This window comes from Tolypothrix sp. VBCCA 56010 (genome assembly GCF_050875635.1).
Taxonomy (GTDB): domain Bacteria; phylum Cyanobacteriota; class Cyanobacteriia; order Cyanobacteriales; family Nostocaceae; genus Hassallia.
On sequence record NZ_JBPAOH010000302.1, the window covers coordinates 1 to 3,270 of the forward strand.

The following is a 3,270-nucleotide window of genomic DNA, read 5'->3' on the forward strand; positions in this document are numbered from 1 at the left end:
GTGGAAGCGCGTCGCGCTTCCACCACTTTGAAGTGCGCGATCGCATTCAGTAGTAAATTTGTATTCCATAACCCGCAACTTGGGTTATTAATTTTATGGGGTCATAGCTCAATTGGCTAGAGCGCCTGCCTTGCAAGCAGGAGGTTAGGAGTTCGATTCTCCTTGATTCCACTGATGGTGTCTGAAGCCAAAGTGGTTGCGGCGCTAGTTTGTGGAACTAGTTATAGCGGGTACTCTTCGAGAACGCTTCGCGAACAAGTCCCGTCAGGCACCCTTAAGGAAGATGCCGCTGAATGGTCGGCGACTGCAAAGCGAAAACCAGGGTACAGGCAACTGTAGGGGTTCGATTCCTCCATCTTCCTTTATCCACCTGAAGCCGAGAAGCGAGGCGCTGTGCTGATAACACAGAGTTAAGCCAGAGCGTACCTCTCAGGTGGATTTGGGATCGTCGTCTAATGGATAAGGCTTTCGGCTTCTACCCGAATAATTGGGGGTTCAAGTCCCTCCGATCCCGTTATCCCTTGTCTGCCGGATGCAAATTTGTCTCTCCTAAAGACGAGTAGCCAGGTTCAACTCCTGGGCAAGGGGCTAAATAGACAAACGTCTTTATGGGGATATAGCTCAGTTGGTTAGAGCAGGTGACTCTTAATCTCAAGGTCGTAGGTTCAAATCCTACTATCCCCATTTATGGGTGGTTGGCATAACGGCTGTGCAGCTGGCTTTTAACCAGCATCAAATAGGTTCGACTCCTATACCACCCATTTTTAATTAAGAGAATTTAATTTGATTTTTGGTATTAAATTCTAGATTAGAGAAAATACTTTAACTAAAATTTTTCTGATGGTTACAATTAAATTATCTGTCTCTAAACGAAAAATGATAAAGATGCGATCGCTTAATTACATCTCTTAAATATCTGTTAGGTAGTTGACAATTAATTACTTTATGACTATAAATAAATTAAGTAATTAATCAATTAAACTTAAGATAATCTACAAGTATAATAAACAGACTAAAAGAGGATTAAGTTTATCTATCCAGAGAGTGATTCTGTTGCGAATATAAACAAATAAAATTTCAGTCTAGGGGTCGATTCAAGTGTTAGGGTTCTAGAAGTATAAAAAAATAAGCGAACCTTGAAAGAAGAATCTATTATGTGACCCGCAATACTTTTATAAAAAAGTCACGGTTGATTTGCTTGTTTCTCCTTACCTAGCCGATGCGGAACATACAGCCCCCCTCTTCACAAGGTTTGTAGAGCAAGAACGTAAAGATAGAAGTACAGCTTGATAATTTGATTGCTCAAATTGATAAGCTATAGGTACAGGCTTCTCTATAATATTAAAAGTTCTGCTTTAGTGCTGTTATCGAGGATTTAAAATGAAAATAATTGGTTTTGTTTCGTCTCTAGTACGTCCTGTGCGTTTTCTAGTTGTTGCTTTTACCTGTGCCTTACTACTTTTAACTAATGCTTTTCCGGCTTTGGCGATCGGTACTACTAAAAGCGACCCAACAGAAGCTACACAGCAGCTAAATCAAATTCAGCGCAAAACTGATGAATTATCTACACAAGAGCCTCCCGGACTCGGTGTGTATCAAAAAAATACAAGCGGCGGAGGACTTAACGAGATTCAGGGAACCGCTGACATTGACAAAATGAATCGTCCTGAGAATTCACAAAATGCTACAACTGTGGAAGATAAAATTAATAATATTCTGCATAAGGTGAAAGGTAAAGACTAAGTAGGCTTAGATCCTTCACAATCTGAACATCTTTGCTGAAAGTAGGTTTTGGTGTTTTCCATTGTAGACATCTTGATTGCTGAATGTAGTCAAGGTGTCTATTATTATTTGCTCTAGGAAAATTTAGTTTGTGTATTAAGTTACTTTAAGTGATGACAAGCAATTATTTTTCAATAAATAATTATCAGTATTTACGAAGTGTTAAATTATTTACAAATATATAATTATTCCTTTAGAATCTATTTGGTGATAATACTTCCTTAGGTTGATGTTGCTTGGGGGGAAATTGGTGAACCTAGAAAGAGAGTTAGCCTAGAGATTGAAAATTATGCGTAAGTTAAACATTGGTTTGACAGAAGAACAGCGTCAAGGTGTAATTAACCTGTTGAATCAAGATTTGGCAGATGCCTATTTACTCTTAGTGAAAACGAAGAAGTTTCACTGGGATGTGGTTGGACCTCAGTTCCGCAGTCTGCACCTGCTTTGGGAAGAACAATACACAGCATTAACTGAAACTATCGATTCAGTAGCCGAACGGGTTCGTGCTTTGGGTGGTTATCCAGTTGGGACTATGGAAGGATTTCTCAAGGTTGCTTCACTCAAAGAGCAGCCTAATAACATTCCCTTAGCAACTGAGATGGTGGCTCTATTGGTGAACGATCACGAGCAGATCATTCGCAATTTACGCGAGCATGTCGATCAGTCTAGCGAAAAGTTCCATGATGAGGGAACTGCTGACTTCTTGACTGGATTGATGGAAGGACATGAAGAAATGGCTTGGATGCTGCGCTCGTTTATCGAAGGGGAATCACTGCAATCAGATGGTAGTCAGCAAGCATCTGGTGGAATCAAAACACCTGTAGGTGTGTAAGCGCAAGTAGATATAGCGTAATCGATAATGTCTGATTAGAAGATGGCAGATGCGTGGAAGAGAAAATATTCCCGCATCTGCATTCTCAGTTTTATTAATACAAAAGCAAGATATAAGGTGCATCAAAATGACTGAAGCATATAAGGCAGAACGTACTATTTCTGCTGTTTTTAAAGAGCAAAAACAAATTGATGATGTTATTCGGCGTTTAATAGACCGGGGTGTGTCAAGAGATCATATCTCGGTGATGGGCAGAAACTTTCAATCGGAAACTCGAATTGCTGGTTTCATCAGTAAAAGGGATGTGATTTTAGGAGGTTTGAGAACGGGGGCAATTTTTGGTTCTTTGTTTGGTTCCTTCCTCAGCTTACTTTCTGGTGTAGGTGTATTATTTATTCCTTTTGTCGGTCCGATTGTGGCAGCAGGTCCGATTGGTGCAGTGTTGTTAGGAGCAGCTAGTGGTGCGATCGCCGGAAGCGCGGGTGCCGGTTTGGTGTCGGTTCTCACCACATTGGGTATGCCAGAAGATAAAGCCGCTATTTATCAAACTCGGTTACAAAATTGAAAGCAGAAAGCCCATCGGCTTTTAGCCGTGGGATGAATGCGTAGCGCCTTTAGGCGCAATCTAGTTTTTAACGTGTTTTTTGGTTAGCGAT

At 40.7% G+C, this 3,270-nt stretch carries 2 protein-coding genes, 4 tRNA genes and 1 pseudogene; all 7 read left to right on the plus strand.

The annotated features are described in order from the left end of the window. The first annotated feature begins 97 nt into the window (after positions 1-97). Positions 98-171, plus strand: a tRNA-Ala gene (locus tag AABK37_RS40890). A gap of 270 nt (positions 172-441) precedes the next feature. Then, a tRNA-Arg gene (locus AABK37_RS40895) sits at positions 442-514 on the plus strand. A gap of 96 nt (positions 515-610) precedes the next feature. Continuing rightward, positions 611-684: transfer RNA gene (locus AABK37_RS40900), tRNA-Lys, on the plus strand. A gap of 5 nt (positions 685-689) precedes the next feature. Next, positions 690-761: transfer RNA gene (locus AABK37_RS40905), tRNA-Lys, on the plus strand. Between the two features lie 619 nt (positions 762-1,380). Then, positions 1,381-1,743, plus strand: a complete 363-nt coding sequence (locus tag AABK37_RS40910; RefSeq protein WP_432557098.1) for a hypothetical protein — start codon at positions 1,381-1,383, stop codon at positions 1,741-1,743. A gap of 328 nt (positions 1,744-2,071) precedes the next feature. Then, entirely contained in the window at positions 2,072-2,614 is a 543-nt protein-coding gene (locus AABK37_RS40915; RefSeq protein ID WP_432557099.1) for a Dps family protein, read from the plus strand. Between the two features lie 127 nt (positions 2,615-2,741). Next, positions 2,742-3,173, plus strand: a pseudogene (locus AABK37_RS40920) (general stress protein); the annotation flags it as partial. Positions 3,174-3,270 lie beyond the last annotated feature (97 nt).

Coding starts and splice junctions, on each gene's coding strand:
- AABK37_RS40915 (WP_432557099.1), top strand. CDS start 2,072: ATGCGTAAGTTAAACATTGGTTTGACAGAAGAACAGCGTCAAGGTGTA.
- AABK37_RS40910 (WP_432557098.1), top strand. CDS start 1,381: ATGAAAATAATTGGTTTTGTTTCGTCTCTAGTACGTCCTGTGCGTTTT.